This is a genomic window from Arenimonas sp., assembly GCF_035721105.1.
Classification (GTDB): Bacteria; Pseudomonadota; Gammaproteobacteria; order Xanthomonadales; family Xanthomonadaceae; genus Arenimonas.
This window is the reverse complement of the sequence record NZ_DASTNG010000024.1, coordinates 1-16,923: the sequence shown is the minus strand read 5'-3', so window position 1 is coordinate 16,923 and position 16,923 is coordinate 1. Positions and strand designations below refer to the sequence as shown.

General features: G+C 70.3%; 16 protein-coding genes. 4 read left to right on the top strand and 12 right to left on the bottom strand.

The features are described from left to right. The 3 genes from VFQ84_RS03440 to nhaC form a co-directional block, all read right to left on the bottom strand. Positions 1–1,057: sodium-dependent transporter (locus tag VFQ84_RS03440; protein WP_325129263.1), on the bottom strand; the 1,057-nt coding region annotated here is incomplete at its 3' end. A 26-nt stretch (positions 1,058–1,083) separates the two neighbouring features. Further along, entirely contained in the window at positions 1,084–2,571 is a 1,488-nt protein-coding gene (locus tag VFQ84_RS03435) for an amino acid permease (RefSeq protein WP_325129262.1), read from the bottom strand. Positions 2,572–2,617: 46 nt separating this feature from the next. Next, positions 2,618–4,105, bottom strand: coding sequence for a Na+/H+ antiporter NhaC (gene nhaC / locus VFQ84_RS03430; protein ID WP_325129260.1), 1,488 nt, complete (start codon positions 4,103–4,105; stop codon positions 2,618–2,620). 94 nt (positions 4,106–4,199) lie between these two features. Here nhaC and VFQ84_RS03425 point away from each other — a divergent pair, with 94 nt between their 5' ends. Continuing rightward, entirely contained in the window at positions 4,200–4,742 is a 543-nt protein-coding gene (locus tag VFQ84_RS03425; protein WP_325129259.1) for an NUDIX hydrolase, read from the top strand. 175 nt (positions 4,743–4,917) lie between these two features. On the opposite strand, the gene yeiP is transcribed toward VFQ84_RS03425, so the two are convergent. The 9 genes from yeiP to VFQ84_RS03380 all read right to left on the bottom strand — a co-directional run bounded on the left by yeiP (position 4,918) and on the right by VFQ84_RS03380 (position 14,446). Continuing rightward, positions 4,918–5,481, bottom strand: a complete 564-nt coding sequence (yeiP, locus tag VFQ84_RS03420; protein WP_325129257.1) for an elongation factor P-like protein YeiP — start codon at positions 5,479–5,481, stop codon at positions 4,918–4,920. Between the two features lie 136 nt (positions 5,482–5,617). Next, a complete protein-coding gene (locus VFQ84_RS03415) occupies positions 5,618–6,388 on the bottom strand; it encodes an SDR family NAD(P)-dependent oxidoreductase (RefSeq protein WP_325129255.1) in 771 nt (256 codons plus the stop codon). 196 nt (positions 6,389–6,584) lie between these two features. Further along, positions 6,585–7,073, bottom strand: coding sequence for a GNAT family N-acetyltransferase (locus VFQ84_RS03410; RefSeq protein ID WP_325129253.1), 489 nt, complete (start codon positions 7,071–7,073; stop codon positions 6,585–6,587). After that, positions 7,066–9,672: a sensor domain-containing protein gene (locus tag VFQ84_RS03405; protein WP_325129250.1), complete on the bottom strand. Its 2,607-nt coding sequence runs from the start codon at positions 9,670–9,672 to the stop codon at positions 7,066–7,068. Before VFQ84_RS03405 ends, VFQ84_RS03410 begins: the two co-directional genes overlap by 8 nt. Before the next feature lie 63 nt (positions 9,673–9,735). Continuing rightward, positions 9,736–10,629, bottom strand: coding sequence for a hydroxymethylglutaryl-CoA lyase (locus VFQ84_RS03400; RefSeq protein WP_325129248.1), 894 nt, complete (start codon positions 10,627–10,629; stop codon positions 9,736–9,738). Next, positions 10,626–11,204, bottom strand: coding sequence for a hypothetical protein (locus tag VFQ84_RS03395; protein WP_325129246.1), 579 nt, complete (start codon positions 11,202–11,204; stop codon positions 10,626–10,628). Before VFQ84_RS03395 ends, VFQ84_RS03400 begins: the two co-directional genes overlap by 4 nt. After that, positions 11,201–13,201, bottom strand: a complete 2,001-nt coding sequence (locus tag VFQ84_RS03390) for an acetyl/propionyl/methylcrotonyl-CoA carboxylase subunit alpha (protein WP_325129244.1) — start codon at positions 13,199–13,201, stop codon at positions 11,201–11,203. Before VFQ84_RS03390 ends, VFQ84_RS03395 begins: the two co-directional genes overlap by 4 nt. Positions 13,202–13,209: 8 nt before the next feature. Continuing rightward, the gene (locus tag VFQ84_RS03385) at positions 13,210–13,638 is read right to left on the bottom strand and encodes a GxxExxY protein (protein WP_325129242.1); all 429 of its coding nucleotides are present in this window, start codon (positions 13,636–13,638) and stop codon (positions 13,210–13,212) included. Between the two features lie 16 nt (positions 13,639–13,654). Beyond that, complete coding sequence (locus tag VFQ84_RS03380; RefSeq protein WP_325129240.1) at positions 13,655–14,446, bottom strand: enoyl-CoA hydratase-related protein; 792 nt, start codon at positions 14,444–14,446, stop codon at positions 13,655–13,657. 124 nt (positions 14,447–14,570) lie between these two features. Between VFQ84_RS03380 and VFQ84_RS03375 the strand changes: the two genes are divergently transcribed. From VFQ84_RS03375 to VFQ84_RS03365, 3 genes are read left to right on the top strand one after another with little or no spacing between them, the layout of a single operon-like run. Then, entirely contained in the window at positions 14,571–14,813 is a 243-nt protein-coding gene (locus VFQ84_RS03375; protein WP_325129238.1) for a FeoA family protein, read from the top strand. Continuing rightward, entirely contained in the window at positions 14,814–16,646 is a 1,833-nt protein-coding gene (gene feoB, locus VFQ84_RS03370; protein ID WP_325129236.1) for a ferrous iron transporter B, read from the top strand. Then, positions 16,643–16,882: a DUF6587 family protein gene (locus VFQ84_RS03365; RefSeq protein WP_325129234.1), complete on the top strand. Its 240-nt coding sequence runs from the start codon at positions 16,643–16,645 to the stop codon at positions 16,880–16,882. Before feoB ends, VFQ84_RS03365 begins: the two co-directional genes overlap by 4 nt. Positions 16,883–16,923 lie beyond the last annotated feature (41 nt).

Below are 16,923 nucleotides of genomic sequence, written 5' to 3'. Positions count from 1 at the left end.
CGACGATCGCGGACGTGCGCCGGGACATCTTGCCCATTTCCACCAGGAAGGCCGTCGGCGGCTCGAGCAGCGAGATCGACGAGGTCCAGGCCGCCACGAACAGCAGGCCGAAGAAGGCCACCGCATACGGGATGCCGAAGGGCATGTCGTTGAAGGCCAGCGGCAGCGAGGTGAAGATCAGGCCCGGGCCACCTCCCGCCGGCGCGATGCCGAAGGTGAACAGCACCGGGAAAATCGCGAGGCCCGCGAGCAGCGCCACGGCGGTGTCGGTCGCCGACACCGTGACCGCCACGCGCGGGATCGAGATGTCCTTGGGCAGGTAGGCGCCGTAGGTCATGATGCCGCACATGCCCAGGCTGAGCGAGAAGAAGGCCTGGCCCAGCGCCGCCAGCAGTGTGTCGCCGGTGACTTCGCTGAAGTCAGGCTTGAACAGGAACTCGATTGCCTGGCCGACGTTGCCGGTGCTGATGCCGTAGGCCAGCAGGCCCAGCAGGATCAGGAACAGCAGCGGCATCAGGAATTTCACGGCGCGCTCGAGGCCCTTCTCGACGCCCATCGCGACCACGCCCAGCGTGACCAGCATGAAGGCGCTGTGCCAGAAGATCAGGGTGCCGGGGCTGGCCAGCATCGCGGAGAAGGTGGCGCCCGGATCGCTGATCGCCGGACCGCCGAAGAGCTGGGCGATGTACAGCCACGTGTAGTGCATGGTCCAGCCACCGACGACGCTGTAGAAGCTCAGGATCATCACAGCGGCCACCATGCCGATCCAGCCGATGACGGTCCAGGCGCCACTGTGGCCGCCCTCGCGGGTGAGCTTGCGCAGGGTGTTCACCGGGCTCATGCGGCCCTGGCGGCCCATCAGGATCTCGGCGGCCATGATCGGCAGGCCGACCAGCAGGATGCAGCCCAGGTAGATCAGCACGAAGGCGCCGCCGCCGTTGTCGGAGGCCAGGTAAGGGAAGCGCCAGATGTTGCCCAGGCCCACCGCCGAACCGCTGGCGGCGAGGATGAAGGCCAGGCGCGAGGACCACATGCCGTGGATCGAGTGGTTGTCCATGCTTGCTTCCGTGGTGGGGGTCTTGGTCAGGCGCCGCGGCGCAGATGGCTGTGGCGGTAGCCATAACCGAAGTAGATGATGAAACCGACGACGGTCCAGGCGCCCAGCAGGGCCCAGTTGTACCAGCCCATGAAGAAGACCAGCGCCAGGCACGACAGCGCGCCAAGGACGCAGATCACCGGCGCGAACGGGACGCGGAAGGCGCGCGGCAGGTCCGGACGGGTCTTGCGCAGCACCAGCACGCCGATGCACACGGTGGCGAACGCCAGCAGGGTGCCCATCGAGACCAGGTCGCCCAGGACGCCCAGCGGGAAGAACGCCGCCAGCGCCGCCGCGACCAGGGCGACGACCACGGTCGCCTTGTGCGGCGTGCCGAACCTGGGATGCGCGGCGCCGAAGAACTTGGGCAGCAGGCCATCGCGCGACATCGCGAAGAAGATGCGCGGCTGGCCCATCAGCATCACCAGGATCACCGAGCTCAGGCCCGCGACCGCACCGATCTCGACCGCCAGCTTCAGCCAGGCCAGGTCGGCATAGGGCTCGAGCGCGGTGGCGACCGGCTTGGCGGTGCCGAGCTCGGTATACGGCACCATGCCGGTGAGCACGGCGGCGACGATGATGTAGAGCAGGGTGCAGACCACCAGGGATCCGAGGATGCCGATGGGCATGTCGCGCTGAGGATTCTTGGCCTCCTGCGCCGCGGTCGAGACCGCGTCGAAGCCGATGTAGGCGAAGAACACGATCGAGGCGCCGCGCAGCACACCTTCCCAGCCAAAGCGGTCGCCGCCCTGGTTCTCGGGGATGAAGGGCACCCAGTTGTCCGGGTTCACGTACTGGGAGCCGAAGCCGATCAGGGCCAGGATCACGGTGACCTTGATGGCGACGATGATGCCGTTGGCGAAGGCCGACTGGCGCATGCCGATGTAGCAGAGCGCACCGACCGCGGCCACGATCAGCACGGCCGGCAGGTTGAACAGCGAGCCCGTCATCACCAGCTCGCCATGGGTGTAGGTGAACGGCGCGGACGCGAGCCAGTCCGGGAACGTCCAGGACGAACCGCCCAGGGCGGCCAGGTGCTCCATCAGGCTGACGGTGTAGGCCGACCAGCCCACCGCTACCGCGGAGGCCGCGAACAGGTACTCCAGCACGAGGCTCCAGCCCACGAACCACGCGATGGCCTCGCCCAAGGTGGCGTAGGTGTAACTGTAGGCGCTGCCCGAGACCGGGATCATCGCCGCGAATTCGGCGTAGCACAGGCCGGCAAAGGCGCAAGCCAGGCCCGCCAGCACGAAGCTGAGCATGATCGCCGGGCCGGCATGGTTGGCGGCCGCCTGGCCGGTCATCACGAAGATGCCGGCGCCGATGATCGCGCCCACGCCCAACAGCAGCAGGTGCCGTGCCCCCAGCACACGCTTGAGGTTGGCTTCGCCTGGCAGGCCGCCTTCGACCGGCTCACCCGCATCCACGTGGGGCATGGCCGCAACGGGTTTGACAAGCAGTAGGTTCTTGAACATGGGTTGGACGTCTCTGGGCGTGTCGTCGGGTGGGGGCGGGTGGAAATCAGTCGGTGCGACGCGATGCGACCGCGCCGCCGAGCTCGAGCTTGAGGATCTTGTAGCCGGTGTAGGCCAGGATGCCGGCCAGCACGGGGTTCACGAGGTTGAAGAAGGCGTAGGGCAGGTAGTCCAGCGTCGCCACGCCCAGGGTGGCCGCCATGTAGGCGCCGCAGGTGTTCCAGGGCACCAGCGGCGAGGTGATGGTGCCGGCGTCCTCGAGTGCGCGCGAGAGATTGACCGCGGCCAGGCCGCGCTTCTCGTACTCGGAGCGGTAGATGCGGCCGGGCAGCACGATGGCCAGGTACTGGTCGGCGGCCAGCACGTTGGTGCCGAAGCTGGTGACCAGGGTCGCGACGATCAGCGAGCCGGTGCTGCGGGCCATCTTCAGCACGCTGCGGATCAGGCGCTCGAGCAGGCCGGCCTTTTCCATGATGGCGCCGAAGGACATGGCGCAGATCACCAGCCAGACGGTGTTGAGCATGGATGACATGCCGCCGCGGTTGAGCAGCGAGTCGATGGCCTCGTTGCCCGACGCGCCCTTGTAGCCGTCGATCAGCGAGGTCCAGGCGCCCTTGAGCAGGGCCAGCGGACGCGACAGCGATTCGTCGCCGGCCAGCGCCACCACCAGGTCGGGCTGGAAGATGACCGCGAAGACCGCGCCCAGCAGGGCACCGATCAGGATGGTGGGATAGGCCGGGAAGCGCTTGATGGCCAGGCCGAACACCACCAGCAGCGGGAGCAGAAGGTGCGGGCCGATGGCGAAGATGTTCGAGAGCTCGGCCGAGAGGTCATCGAAGCCCACGGTCGCCGTGCCGGCCTCGACCCCGAAGCTGAGGTAGGTGAAGCCGGCGAGGGCGATCAGGATGCTGGGGATGGTGGTCCAGGTCATGTGCCGCACGTGCGCGAACAGCTCGCTGCCGGCGGCGGCCGGGGCCAGGTTGGTGGTGTCCGACAGCGGCGACAGCTTGTCGCCGAAGTAGGCGCCGGAGATGACGGCGCCGGCGGTGATCGCCGGATCCAGGCCCAGGCCCTGGGCCACGCCCATCAGCGCCACGCCCAGCGTGCCGGCCACGGTCCAGGAACTGCCGATGGTGACCGCGACCACCGCGCAGACCAGGCAGGCCGCCGGATAGAAGAAGGACGGATGCAGCAGCATCAGGCCGTAGTGGATCAGGGTGGGCACCGCGCCCGACAGGATCCACGAGCCGATCAGCGAGCCCACCGCGAGCAGGATGAGGATGGCGTTGGTGGAGATCGAGATGCCGTGGACGATGGCGTCCTGCACGTCGTCCCAGCGCATGCCGTTGCGGATGCCGATGATGGCGGCCAGGCCGCCCGCGAGCAGCAGCGAGATCTGGCTGCCGCCGTAGGCGGAGTTGTCCGCGAACAGGTAGACCGATGTCCCGAGCAGGGCGAAGAGGAAGACCAGCGGCAGGAAGGCTTGCAGCAGGGTCGGTTCGCGGGCCTTGGCGGCCTGGGACGGTTCGGTCATCGGGCTCTCTCCCCAGAGTAATCGGGCGAGTTTACCCGAGCCGGCGCGGGCCGTGCGGGTATGCTGGCGCCCTTCGCCACCGTCTGGAAACGCCATGCACGATCGCCAGCCCCTGGGCCAGCTGTTCACCGACTACCTGGCCCGCCACCCGGAGGAATCCGGGGTGGTGGCGCAGTTCCGGGCCCTGCTGGACGAGGCCGGGCCGGTGTTCGAACGGGCCCGGCTGGCCGGGCATTTCACCGGCTCGGCCTGGGTGGTGAGCGCCGATGGCGCGCGGGTGCTGCTGATGCACCATCGCAAGCTCGGTCGCTGGCTGCAGCTGGGTGGCCACGCGGACGGCGATGCGCACCTGCCGCGGGTGGCGCTGCGCGAGGCGGAGGAAGAGTCCGGGCTGGTGGACCTGGTGGTGGACCCGGCGATCCTGGACCTGGACCGCCACGCCATCCCGGCCCGCGGCAGCGAGCCCGAGCACTGGCATTACGACGTGCGCTTCGCGGTGCGCGCGACCGGCAGCGAAGCCTTCGTGGTCAACCAGGAATCGCTGGCCCTGGCCTGGAAGCCGGTGGCCGACCTGGCCGCGGACCCCGACGCCGACGAATCGCTGCGCCGCATGGCCCGCAAGTGGCTCGCACGCTGACCAAGCTCGCCCTGGCCCATGGTAGGAGCGCCTTCAGGCGCGAATCTTTTCTTTGCCAAAGGCAAAGTCAAAAAAGCAAGGTCAAAAGATTCGCGCCTGAAGGCGCTCCTACAAAAAGCGATTAGACGCGGCCGCCGACAGCAGGTGATCAGACGCGGCGGCCGACATTAAGCGGTCAGACGCGGCCGCCGAACTCGCCGGTGGTGGTGCTGACCCAGATCTTTTCGCCGTTGCTGATGTACTCGGGCACCATGATCTCGATGCCGGTATTGAGCTTTGCCGGCTTCGGGCGCTTGGTGGCGGTGCCGCCCTTGAGCTCCGGCGGCGTCTCGACCACCTCCAGCTGCACGCTGGGCGGCAGCTGCACGGCCACCGGGGCGTCCTCGATCAGCTGCACGTAGCAGCCTTCCAGGCCGTCGGTGATGTAGCCCGCGGCGTCGCCGATCACGTCGGCGTCGAGCTGGTACGGCGTGTAGTCCTCGGCGTCGAGGAACACGAAGGCCTCGCCGTCCTTGTACGAGTAGGTGGACGCGCGGCGGCTGAGCTCGACTTCGCGCAGCTCGTCGTCGGCGCCGCAGCTGAGGTCGAACTTCACGCCGCCCGGCACGCTGTACAGGGTGAAGCGGAACTTGACGTTGCCGCCGCGGCCCTGCGGCGAGCTGCGCTCGATGTCGCGGACCTGGTAGACGGTGCCGTTGTGCTCGATGACGTTGCCTTTCTTGATGTCGCCAGCTTTCATTGCAAGTTCCTTGGAAGGTTCGGCGTCTCCTGTAGGAGCGCCTTCAGGCGCGAATCTTTTGACTTTGCTTTTTCGGCTTTGCCTTTGGCAAAGAAAAGATTCGCGCCTGAAGGCGCTCCTACAGTGAGGGGGTGGGTTACTTGGGGGCGAGGCGGACGGCGCCGTCCAGGCGGATGGTTTCGCCGTTGAGGTAGCGGCTGCCGAGGATGTAGGCCACCAGGCCGGCGAACTCGGCCGGCTGGCCCAGGCGCGACGGGAACGGGATCGAGGCCGACAGCGACTGCTGCACCGCCTCGGGCATGCCGTCGACCATCGGCGTCCAGAAGATGCCGGGGGCGATGGTGTTCACGCGGATGCCGAAGCGCGACAGCTCGCGCGCCATCGGCAGCGTCATCGCCACCACGCCACCCTTGGAGGCGGAGTAGGCGGCCTGGCCGATCTGGCCTTCGTAGGCGGCGACGCTGGCGGTGTTGACGATCACGCCGCGCTCGCCGTCTTCGCCGGCGGCGTTGTGCTGCATCAGGTTGGCGGCCGCCTTGGCGACGTTGAAGCTGCCGACCAGGTTCACCATCACCGTGCCGGCGAAGTTCTTGAGCGGCATCGGCGCGTCCTTGCCCAGCACGCGGCCGGCACCGAGGATGCCGGCGCAGTTGACGGCCACGTTGAGCCCGCCCATGAATTCGCGCGCGGCGGCCAGGTTGGCCTCGACGTTGGCTTCGTCGGTGACGTCGGTGCGGAAGTAGCGGGCCTGGTCGGCGCCCAGCGCGGCCACGGCGGCGGCGCCCTTGTCGTCGTTGATGTCGAGCAGCGCGACCTTGGCGCCGCCGGCCACCAGGTGCTGCGCCACGGCAAGGCCCAGGCCGGAAACGCCGCCGGTGATGACGGCGCGGGTGTCTTGGATCTGCATGGAAAACCCCTCTCGGAACAGCCCCCGATTCTACCAAACCCACCTCTGTAGGAGCGCCTTCAGGCGCGAAGCTTTTGACCTGGCTCTCTGGCTTTGCCTTTGGCAAAGAAGGGATTCGCGCCTGAAGGCGCTCCTACAGGGGGGGGCGGAGGTCGAGGAGGTGGAAGCGGTGGAAGCGGTGGGGGCGGTATGGGGGTCAGAGGTCGAGGAGGTAGAAGCGGTTGCAGCCGAAGTGGCCGGTGGCGCCCATCGGGCCATCGAGGCGGCGGAAGCCGGTGCGCTCGTAGAGCTTCTGGGCCTGGTCCATGCCGAGCAGGGTCTCGAGGTAGCACTGGCGGTGGCCCAGCCGGCGCGCCTCGTCCAGGCAGCGGGCCATCAGCGCGGTCCCGGCGCCGCGGCCGCGCAGCGCCGGCAGGAAATACATCTTGCGCAGTTCGCAGACGCCGTCGGGGCCGCCGTCCAGCGGCGCCACGCCGCCGCCGCCCAGCACGCGCCCCTCGGCCTCGACCACGAAGTAGGCGGCGCCCGGGCGGTCGTAGGCGGCCGACATGCCGTCGACCTCGGGGTCGTGGATCGCGAAGCCGGCGCCGCCGGCGCCGAACTCGGGCATCACGGCCCGGATGATGGCCGCCACCGCGGCGTCGTCGCCCGGCTGGATCGGTCGCAGCGTGAAGCCTTCAGGCATGGTCGGTCTCCGGGGTCTCCGGCGGCCGCAGCCCGGCCTGGCGCAGGTAGGCGGTGAACCCGTCGGGCTCCAGCCCCGGGCTGAACAGGAAGCCCTGGCCGGTGCCGATGCCCAGGCCCAGCAGGAAGTCGCGCTGGGCCGGGCTTTCGACGCCCTCGGCGACCACGTCCAGGCCCAGGCCCCGGGCCATGCCGGCCACCGCCTGGCAGATCGCCACGTCGGACGGATTGGCGGGCACGCCCTGCAGGAAGCTGTGCGCCAGCTTCAGGCCGTGGATCGGCAGCCGCCGCAGGTAGTTCAACGCGCTGTAGCCCTCGCCGAAGTCGTCGATGGTCAGCACCACGCCCAGCGCCCGCAGCGCTTCGAAGGTGTTCAGGGTGTCCGGGGCGTCCTCGATCAGCACCCGCTCGGTGAACTCGAGCTCCAGCGCCGAGCCGGGCAGGCCGTGGTCGCGAAGCGCGCGGGCGATGGTCTGCACCAGGTCCTCGGTGAGGAACTGGCGGTAGGACACGTTCACCGCCACGCGTTCGAGCGCCAGGCCCGCGGCGCGCCAGGCGGCCATCTGCCGGCAGGCGGTTTCGATCACCCAGGCGCCGATGTGCACGATGTCGCCGGTGGTCTCGGCGTGGCTGATGAAGTGGTCGGGCGCGATGTCGCCCAGCGTGGGGTTGTGCCAGCGGATCAGCGCCTCGGCGGTGCGCACCCGGCCGTCGGCCAGCGCCACCAGCGGCTGGTAGACCAGGCGGAACTCACCGTTGTCGAGCGCCCGGCGCAGCTGCGCCTCGATCTGGACGCGGTCGTGCTGCTGCTGCGCCAGCTCCGGGTTGAACACCTGCCAGGTGTTGCGGCCCTTGCGCTTGGCGGCGTACATGGCCGCGTCGGCGTTGTTCACCAGCTGCTGCACCGTGCGCGCGTGCTCGGGGTGGCGCGCCAGGCCGACGCTGGTGGTGATGGTGAATTCCTCGCCGGCGTAGCGGAAGCTGTCGCTGAAGGCGCGGGTGATGCGCTCGGCCAGCAGTTCGGCCATGCCGGCGCCGGCGCGCTGGTCGGTGACCACCAGGAACTCGTCGCCGCCGAAGCGCGACAGCAGGCCGGCATCGCCGACGCAGCGCTCGAGCCGGCGCGCGGCATTCACCAGCAGGTGGTCGCCGGCGGCGTGGCCCAGCAGGTCGTTGACCAGCTTGAAGCGGTCCAGGTCGACGTAGATGACGGTGGTGCCGGGCGCGCCGTCGCCGAGCCGGCGCTCGAGTTCGCCCAGGATGCCGTCGCGGTTGAACAGGCCGGTGAGCGGGTCGGTGCGGGCCTGGCTGCGCAGCGCTTCCTCGATCTGCCGGCGCTGGGTGATGTCCTGCAGCGTGCCGGTGAGCCGGGTGGACATGGGCGCGCGGCCCTCGGACTGGCCGATCAGGCGCGCCCAGTGGCGTTCGCCGTCCGGCCGCACCACCTGGACCTCGAGGTCGAAGGCGCCGCCGTCGCGGATCACGCTTTCGATCGCATCCTCGACCGGCTTGCGGTGGGTCTCGGCGATCTGCTCCATCACGTCGTCGAGGTTGAGCGGCGGGTCGTCGCGGCGGCCGATGATGCGCAGCGCTTCGTCGGTCAGGTACAGCCGGCGCCGGCCGCCGTCCCACTCCCAGCCGCCGATGCGGGCCAGCGCCTGGGCGCGCAGGAACAGCGAGCTGTCGCGCTTGAGTTCGGTCACGTCCGAGAACAGCGAGATCACCTGGTGCGGCTTGCTGGCGCCCGGGTGGAACTGCGGCACCGAGGTGGCCGAGATCCAGGTCAGCTGTTTGCGGCGGTGGTGGTAGAGACCCAGCAGGGTGCTTTCGACGATCTCGCCGGTGGCCAGCGAACGCAGCGGCGGCAGGTCGCGGAAGCTGATCGGATAGCCGCGGTGGTCGATCACCAGCCAGTCGTCGAAGCGCAGGCTGGCGGCGATGTCCAGGCTGTCGTCGATGCCCAGGATGCGGTACCCGGCCGGATTGGCCGACAGCGGCCGGCCGTCGAAGCCCTGGAACAGCACGCCCTTGTCGATGGCCGCCAGCAGGGCCTGGTAGTTGAGCTCGGCTTCCTGGCGCAGGCTCAGGTCGCGCGCCACGGCGATGACGTGGTGGTGCGGGCCGTCGTGGAAGTTGGCCGAATGCACCTCGACCGGGAAGCGGCTGCCGTCGCCGCGCATGTTGCTGACCTCGACCACGTAGGTCTCGTCGCGGGCCAGGGCTTCCAGCACCGGGCCCATGTGGTTGGGCGGCAGGTCGGGGTTGATGACGTGCACCAGCTTGCCGACGATGTCCTCGCGGGGCATCCGGTAGGCGTTCATGCCCGCCCGGTTGAGGTCGAGGACGCGGCCGTCGGCGTCGAGGATGCTGACCGGGTCGGGCACCGCGTTGAACAGCGCCTCGTAGCGCAGGCGCAGGCTTTCGGCCTCACGCTCCAGCGCGTGCAGGCTGGCCAGCAGTTCCGAGAGCAGGGCGGGGGTCGGCGATTCGCCCGCGGTCAGGCAGCGTTCCAGGCGGGACACCAGGTCGGCATGGCGGGCCGCGCCTTCGTCGGGCGTCGATGCGGCGGCGTCGTCCTGGTCGGGGCTGTCGGGGTGCATTCCGTCGTCGGTCGGCGGGAGTGGTTCTCCCGGAGCATACACCGGCGGCCGGTGGTCGCCGCGTCAGTCGGCGGCCAGCGTGACCTTGCTGCCGGAACGCCGCCCCAGCAGGGCCGCCAGCCAGCGGCCGGTCTCGACCAGGCGGGGCAGGTCGACCCCGGTGGCGATGCCCATGCCCTCGAGCATGTACACGACGTCCTCGCTGGCGACGTTGCCGCTGGCGCCGGGCGCGTACGGGCAGCCGCCGGTGCCCGACACCGCGGCGTCCACCACGGCCACCCCTTCCTCCAGGCAGGCCAGGATGTTGGCCAGGGCCTGGCCGCGGGTGTCGTGGAAGTGGATCGCCAGCGCCGCCATCGGCACCGCGTCGGCGACGGCGCGCAGCATGTTCCGGGCGGCGGCCGGGGTGCCGATGCCGATGGTGTCGCCCAGCGACACTTCGTAGCAGCCCAGTTCGTGCATGCGCCGCGCCACCCGCACCACGTCGGCGACCGGCACGGCGCCCTGGTAGGGGCAGCCGAGCACGGTGCTGACGTAGCCGCGCACTTTCACGCCGTCGGCGCGGGCGCGCTCGAGCACGGGCAGGAAGCGTTCGATGCTCTCGTCGATGCTGGCGTTGATGTTCTTGCGGTTGAAGGCCTCGGACGCGGCGCTGAACACCGCCACTTCCCCGGCGCCGACCGCGCGGGCGCGTTCGTAGCCCTGCAGGTTGGGCACCAGCACCGGATAGCCGACGCCCGGGGCGCGCCGGATGCCGGCGAAGACCTCGGCGGCGTCGGCCAGCTGCGGCACCCACTTGGGGCTGACGAAACTGGTGGCCTCGATGCTGCGCAGCCCGGTGGCCGACAGCCGGTCGATCAGCTCGATCTTGGCCGCGGTCGGGATGATGGCCTTCTCGTTCTGCAGGCCATCGCGCGGCCCGACCTCGACGATGCGAACGGCGGCGGGCAGGCTCATGGCCGGGGCTCGATCTTGCGGAAGTCGGCGGACGCGTCATCGAAGAGCCCGGCGTGTTCGAGCACCTCGGGCGACGGCGGGCCGACCAGGCGGTTGAACAGGCGGCGGTCGCGGGCGCTGACCTCGCCGGACAGGTCGCCGTCGATGATGGCGTGGGCAATCCGCTTGTCGTCCGTGGACCACAGCGACAGTCGGTCACCTTCGATCGCGAAGCGCACCAGGTGGACGTCGCCGGCCGGCACGGGGTGGTCTTCCTCGAAACGGCGCAGCAGCCAGCCCGCGTCGGTCCAGGCATAGCGCCGGCCGGCGTGCTCGCCCAGGAACAGCCGCGTCGGCTCGCCGATGCGCGGGCCCTCGGCCGTGCGTTCCTCGACGCTGAGCTGGCAGTCCGCCGCCACGCGCAGGATCATCTCGCCGTCGCCCGAGGGCGCCTCGCCGATCGAATGCCATTCGCCGACGACCGCCGGGTCGCAGGGCAGGGCGGCGAGTGGGGCCTGTTCGAAGGTGGTGATCTGGCAGCCTGCCAGGACCAGCAGGGCCGCGAGGGCCAGCGCAGCGCGGATGCGAAGTTTCATGACGCCTCCAGTTTGACCAGGACCGCATCGGACTCGACGAAATCGCCGGCCGTGGCCTGCACCGTCGCCACGGTGCCGGCGCGCGGGGCCTTCAGGCTCAGCTCCATCTTCATCGCTTCCATCACCAGCAGCTCCTCGCCCTCGGCCACGGCCTGGCCGGGGCGGGCCTTGACCAGCACGATGCGGCCGGGCATCGGCGCGACCAGGCGGTCGCCGCGACCGGCGGCGGCGTTGCCGTCGAAGCGGAAGGCCGGCACGCGCTCGAGCCGGACGCGGTGTTCGCCGTCGTGCACGCTGGCGGCGCCGGCATCGGCGTGCACGCGCATGCGCCACTGGCGGCCGTCGACCTCGGCGCCGAGGCGGCCGTCGGCGTGGCGGGCGCCGCGCACGGACAGTTCGCGCTCGCCGATGCGCAGGTCGTAGTCGCCGGCGCTGCCGCGGGCGTGGACCTCGATGCGCTCGCCGCGGTGCAGGAAGCACAGCAGGCGCTCGCCGGCGTGGCCCAGGCGCCAGCCGTCGGCGATGGCCCAGGGCGTGTGCGGGTCGCCGCCGGCACCGGCGGCGGCGCGGGTGCTGGCCTCGTCGTGCAGCGCGGCGGCCGCCGCGGCCAGCGCCAGGTGGGCGTCGGGCAGGGCGCTGTCGCGCGGCAGCACTTCCTCGAGGTGGCGGTCGAGGTAGGCGGTGTGGATGGTGCCCTCGACCACGCGCGGGTGGCGCACCAGTTTCTCGAGGAAGTCGATGTTCGACTTCGGCCCGGCGATCTCGCAGTCGGCCAGGGCCTCGCGCAGGCGGGCCAGGGCGCGCGGGCGGTCGAGGTCCCAGACGATCAGCTTGGCGATCATCGGGTCGTAGAAGATGGTGACGGTGTCGCCTTCGACCACGCCGGCATCCAGGCGCACGTGCGCCGACGGCGCCGGCAGCCGGAGCCGCTCGAGCTTGCCCGAGCCGGGCAGGAAGCCCTGCGCCGGGTCCTCTGCGTACAGCCGCACTTCGATGGCGTGGCCGCGGTGGGTGATGTCCTGCTGGTGCAGCGGCAGGTGTTCGCCGGCGGCGACGCGCAGCTGCCACTCCACCAGGTCCAGGCCGGTGACCAGTTCGGTGACCGGGTGTTCGACCTGCAGGCGGGTGTTGATCTCCATGAAGTAGAAATCGCCCTGCGGGCCGACGATGAATTCGACGGTGCCGGCGTTGACGTAGTCGATGGCGCGCGCGGCCTCGATCGCGGCCTCGCCCATCTTCAGGCGCAGCGCCGGGGTGAGGAAGGGCGAGGGCGATTCCTCGACCACCTTCTGGTAGCGGCGCTGGGCCGAGCACTCGCGCTCGCCCAGGTGGATGGTCTGGCCGTGGCGGTCGGCGAAGACCTGGATCTCGATGTGGCGCGGCTCGCCGATGTAGCGCTCGAGCAGCACGCGGTCGCGGCCGAAGGCGCTGGCGGCTTCGCGCTGGCAGGACTCGAGCGCGGCGGCGAACTCGCCGGCCTCGCGGACGATGCGCATGCCCTTGCCGCCGCCGCCGTGGGCGGCCTTGATCATCAGCGGGTAGCCGATGCGGTCGGCCTCGGCCTGCAGGTGCGCCGGGGCCTGGTCCTCGCCGGTATAGCCCGGCACCACCGGCACGCCCTGTGCGTGCATCAGCTGCTTGGCGCCGGCCTTGCTGCCCATCTTGCGCATCGAGGCCGCGCCCGGCCCGATGAAGGTGATGCCGGCGGCCTCGACCGCCTCGGCGAAATCAGCGTTCTCGCTCAGGAACCCGTAGCCCGGATGGATGGCCTGCGCCCCCGCACGCTTGGCCACGTCGATGATGGCCTCGCCCCGCAGGTAGCTGTCCTGCGGCCGCGGACCGCCGATCGGCCAGGCCTCGTCGGCCAGCCGCGCATGCTGGGCATGCGCATCGGCCTCCGAGTACACCGCCGCCGTGCGGATACCCAGCCGGCGGCAGGTGCGGATGATCCGGCAGGCGATCTCGCCGCGGTTGGCAATCAGGATTTTTTTGAACATTGGTTCTTCTAACGCGGATAAGAGCGGGTGGGCGCGGATAAAGGCGGATTGGAAGCAGAGTGTACCCGGCGTTTAACTTGGGGGCGGGGGCCGAAATTGAGCAGCAGGCCTACGGGAATGCCGGTGGCCTTCAGGTAGTTGACGAGTTGGGCCTCATGGGCCGGTGAAATCGTTGACGCGACCTTGATTTCTATCAGCACCTTGTCCGGGATCAGGAGGTCGACCCGGTAGTCACCGACCTTGTGGTCCCGAAAGAAGACATCCACGGCCACCTGCTGCCAAACAGGAAGTCCGGCTTCCTTGAGACAAAACGAAAGTGCGTTCTCGTACACCTGCTCCAGAAATCCCGTCCCCAGCTCGTTATAGACCGCATAAAACGAGCGGATGACGATCTCCGTGATCCCCTCCTGCATCAATCCGCTGTTATCCGCGCCCATCCGCTCTTATCCGCGTTCAACACTGGACCCACGAGGGCGCCCGTTTGTCGAGGAACGCCGTGAGGCCTTCCTGGCCTTCGGGCGAGACGCGGAGGCGGGCGATCAGGGCGGCGTTTTCGGTGTCGGTGCGTTCGGCGGATTCGGGGGTCATGCCGGACATGCGCAGGGCCAGTTGCTTGGCCTCGCGCTGGGCGACGGGGCCGCCCTTGAGCCAGAAGTGCAGGGTGCGGTCGAGGCGCTCGTCGAGCTGGGCCGCCGGGGCCACCTCGTGCAGCAGGCCGATGGCCTGCGCCTGGGCGGCGTCGATGACCTCGGCGCCGGTGAACAGGCGGCGGGCCTGGCGCGGGCCGATCGCCTGCACCACGTAGGGCGAGATCACCGCCGGCACCAGCCCCAGCTTGACCTCGGACAGCGAGAACTTGGCCGCGTCGGTGCCGATGGCGTAGTCGCAGCAGGCCACCAGGCCGACGCCGCCGCCGTAGGCCGAGCCGTTGACCCGGGCCAGGGTGGGCTTGGACAGGAAATTGAGCGTCCGCATCAGCCGGGCCAGGCGCAGCGAATCGTCCCGGTTCTCCTGCTCGCTGGCCTGGGCCATGCGCCGCATCCAGCCCAGGTCGGCGCCGGCGGAGAAGGTGCTGCCGTCGCCGGTCAGGACCACCGCGCGGACCGCCGGGTCGGCGTCCAGGGCCAGCAGGGCCTCGGTGAGTTCGGCGATCAGGGCGTCGTCGAAGGCGTTGTGGACCTGCGGGCGGGCCAGCGAGAGGCGGGCGGTGCCGCCGCTGCGGTCCAGTCGGATGGCCTGGGTCATGCGGGCTCCTCGGGGCAAGCCGGCATGATAACGGCTGGGCCCGGCCGGCCGGGCACCCGACCGCTATCGCCGCGCCCCGGTTTGGCTTACAATGCGAATCATTCGCAACTAGAGTGCTGCGGCCATGACCCTTACCGAACTCCAGACCGGCCGACACGGCGTGGTCGCCGGCGTCCACGACGTCGGGCCCGGGGACGCCGTCGCGCGTCGCCTGCGCGACCTGGGCTTCGTGGCCGGCGAAACCGTGCGCCTGGTGACCCGCGGCCCGCTGGGCGGCGAGCCGCTGCTGGTGCAGGTCGGCGCCACCCGCTTCGCGATGCGCCTGGCCGAGGCCGCCCGCATCCGCCTGCTGCCGCCGGTTGCCTGAGTGTCTTCGCTTAATATCGCGCTGGTGGGCAACCCGAACTGCGGCAAGACCGCGCTGTTCAATCGCCTCACCGGCAGCCGCCAGAAGGTGGCGAACTACGCCGGCGTCACCGTCGAGCGCAAGGAAGGCCTGTTCCGCACGCCGGGCGGCCGCAGCGTGCGCGTGCTCGACCTGCCGGGCGCCTACAGCCTCGACGCCGCCAGCCCCGACGAAGCCATCACCCGCGACGTCTGCCGCGGCACGCTGGCGGGCGAAGCGGTGCCGGACCTGCTGGTGTGCGTGGCCGACGCCACCAACCTGCGCCTGCACCTGCGCTTCGTGCTGGAGCTGCGCCAGCTGGGCCGGCCGATGGTGCTGGCGCTGAACCTGATGGACGTGGCGCGCCGCCGCGGCATCCGCATCGACCTGCCGGCGCTGCAGGCGCGGCTCGGGCTGCCGGTGGTGGAAACCGTGGCGGTGAAGCGCGAGGGCGCGGCCGGCCTGGTGGCCCAGCTTGACGCCGCGCTGCCGGTGCCGGTCGACGCCGAGGCCGAGGGCGACCTGCATGCCCAGGTCGCCGCGCTGATGGCCGAATGCGTCGCGCTGCCGGCCACGGCCGGCACCCTCGACGACCGCCTGGACCGCTGGCTGCTGCACCCGGTCTGGGGCCTGATGATCCTGGGCGTGGTGATGTTCCTGATGTTCCAGGCCGTCTTCAGCTGGGCCGCGCCCCTGCAGGATGCGCTGGCCGGCGGCATCTCGGCGCTGGGTGGGATGGTGTCGGGCGCGATGCCGGAAGGCCCGCTGCGCAGCCTGGTCGCCGACGGCCTGTTCGCCGGCCTGGGCACGGTGATGGAGTTCCTGCCGCAGATCCTGCTGCTGTTCGTGTTCATCCTGGGGCTCGAGGAGTCGGGCTACCTGCCGCGCGCGGCCTTCCTGCTCGACCGGCCGATGCGCGCCGCGGGCCTCACCGGCCGCAGCTTCATCCCGCTGCTCTCGAGCTTCGCCTGCGCCATCCCCGGCATCATGGCCACGCGCTCGATCCAGGACCCGCGCGACCGCCTGGCCACCATCCTGGTCGCGCCGCTGATGACCTGCTCGGCGCGGCTGCCGGTGTACACGCTGCTGATCTCCGCCTTCATCCCGCGCGAAACCGTGGCGGGCGTGTTCAGCCTGCAGGGCCTGGTGATGTTCGCGCTGTATTTCGCCGGCGTGGCCAGCGCGCTGGCGGCGGCCTGGGTGATGCAGCGCCTGCGCCGCGGCGAAGGCGAGCACGTGCTGCTGCTCGAGCTGCCCAGCTACCGGCTGCCGAACCTGCTCGACCTGGGCATCGGCCTGTGGGAGCGCGCGCGCGTGTTCCTGCGCCGCGTCACCGGCATCATCCTGGCCCTGACCGTGCTGCTGTGGTTCCTGTCGACCTATCCGGCGCCGCCGGAAGGGGCGGTGGGCCCGGCCATCGACTACAGCCTGGCCGGACGCATCGGCCGCTGGATGGAGCCGCTGTTCGCGCCGATCGGCTTCAACTGGCAGATCTGCATCGCCCTGATCCCGGGCCTGGCCGCCCGCGAAGTGGCGGTGGCGGCGCTGGCCACCGTGTACGCACTGTCGACCGCCAACGACGCCGAGGCCATCGGCGCGCTGTCGCCGCTGATCGCCGCCGACTGGTCGCTGGCCACCGCGCTGTCGCTGCTGGTCTGGTACGTGTACGCGCCGCAGTGCCTGTCCACCATCGCCGTGATCAAGCGCGAAACCAACAGCTGGAAGCAGGCCGGCATCGCCACCGGCTACCTGTTCGCGCTGGCCTACCTGGCGTCGCTGGTGACCTACCAGCTGGCGCGGGCCCTGGGCGCATGAGCCCGCTGCTGCAGACGCTGGTGGTGGCGGCCGTGGTCGGCCTGAGCCTGCTGTCGCTGCTGCGCAAGCTCGCCCCCGCGATGATGTGGCAGGCGCAGGCACGCTTGTCGTACTGGCTGGAGCGCGAAACCCGCCCCGCCTTGCTGCACCGCCTCGGCCGCGCCCTGCGCCCGTCCCTGCAGGCCACCACCGGCGCCTGCGGCACCGGCTGCAGCACCTGCAAAGCCTGCAAATAACCCCGACAACCCCTCCCATTGTAGGAGCGCCTTCAGGCGCG